Source organism: Hydrotalea sp. AMD (genome assembly GCF_004100315.1).
GTDB lineage: Bacteria > Bacteroidota > Bacteroidia > Chitinophagales > Chitinophagaceae > Hydrotalea > Hydrotalea flava.
The window spans coordinates 1-1573 of record NZ_SCKY01000083.1 but is presented as its reverse complement, the minus strand read 5'-3'; the positions used below and the strand labels follow the sequence as shown (position 1 = coordinate 1573).

General features: G+C 34.1%; 1 protein-coding gene. It reads left to right on the top strand.

The genetic code is table 11. The features are described 5' to 3' along the window. Positions 1 to 546 precede the first annotated feature (546 nt). Positions 547 to 1095 carry an REP-associated tyrosine transposase gene (locus tag EO766_RS18130; RefSeq protein ID WP_287101789.1) on the top strand — a complete coding sequence of 183 codons (549 nt, stop codon included), beginning with the start codon at positions 547 to 549 and terminating at the stop codon, positions 1093 to 1095. Positions 1096 to 1573: the final 478 nt, after the last annotated feature.

Sequence of the window (1573 nt, the reverse complement as noted above, 5' to 3'; positions counted from 1 at the left end):
ATGAAAAAATGATTTCCCATAGCCAATGCTACATAAAAAATCGGCGTAGTTGAAAACATACGCCGAGTTACGTTTAAAAATAATTCAGACTTACAAATATTCTCTGGGCGTATGGCTGTGCCTACGCCCTGCTTTTTTGTAGCATCCGCTACACTCAACCAATGATGAAAAAATGATTTCCCGTAGCAAATGCTACATAAAAAACGGCGTAGTTGAAAACATACGCCGAGTTACGTTTATAAATTTATAGCTTTTGCTACATCTATAATTCTGCTTTTAAATAATGATTATCCGTAGCAAATGCTACATAAAAAATTCGGCGTAGTTGAAAACATACGCCGAGTTACGTTTATAAATTTGTAGCTTTTGCTACATCTACAATTCTGCTTTTAAAAAATGATTATCCATAGCCAATGCTACAAAAAAAATCGGCGTAGTTGAAAACATACGCCGAGTTACGGCTTAACTTGTACAAATAATACTGCTATTATAGTGTAAATAGAATAATACAACAATAATGTAATTTTAATAAAACATTTATTATTTATGCCTGATAGTTATGTAATAAAAGACCAAAGTGGCGTTTATTTTGTAACCTTTCAAGTAGTTGCCTGGGTAGATGTATTTACCAGAAAAAGGTATTGCGATATAGTAATTGATTCTTTAAATTTCTGCATCGAACAAAAATGTTTAAATGTACATGCCTGGTGTATAATGAGCAATCATGTGCATTGCATATTATCCAGTTCCAATAACACACTATCAAATACTATCCGGGATTTTAAACGCCACACCAGTAAGCAAATTCTTCATTCAATACAAGAAGAGGTAGAAAGCAGACGAATCTGGATGTTATTTCAATTTAAACATGCAGCGCAACAACATGTAAGAAATACTAATTATCAACTTTGGACACATGAAAATAATGCGATATATATGGATCCACATATTAAAGACATGTACACTACAAAATTATCCTACATACATCAAAATCCAGTTAATGCAGGGTTAGTTGAAAATGCAGAGGATTATTTACTGAGCAGTGCAAGAGATTATATTGGCAGACAAGGATTAATAAAAGTTAATTTTATATGAATTCAGATTAAACAGCTGTTTTAAATATTAACTGAATAATCGTAGCGGATGCTACAAAAAAAATCGGCGTAGTTGAAAACATACGCCGAGATGCTTTTAAAACCACATAGCTGAAAAAATAAACGAATTCACTGGGCGTATGGCTGTGCCTACGCCCTGCTTTTTTGCAGCATCCGCTACACTCAACCAATGATGAAAAAATGATTTCCCGTAGCAAATGCTACATAAAAATTCGGCGTAGTTGAAAACATACGCCGAGTTACGTTTATAAATTTATAGCTTTTGCTACATCTACAATTCTACTTTTAAATAATGATTTCCCGTAGCAAATGCTACATAAAAAAATCGGCGTAGTTGAAAACATACGCCGAGATGCTTTTAAAACCACATAGCTGAAAAAATAAACGAATTCACTGGGCGTATGGCTGTGCCTACGCCCTGCTTTTTTGTAGCATCCGCTACACTCAACCAATGATGA

Coding starts and splice junctions, on each gene's coding strand:
- EO766_RS18130 (WP_287101789.1), top strand. CDS start 547: ATGCCTGATAGTTATGTAATAAAAGACCAAAGTGGCGTTTATTTTGTA.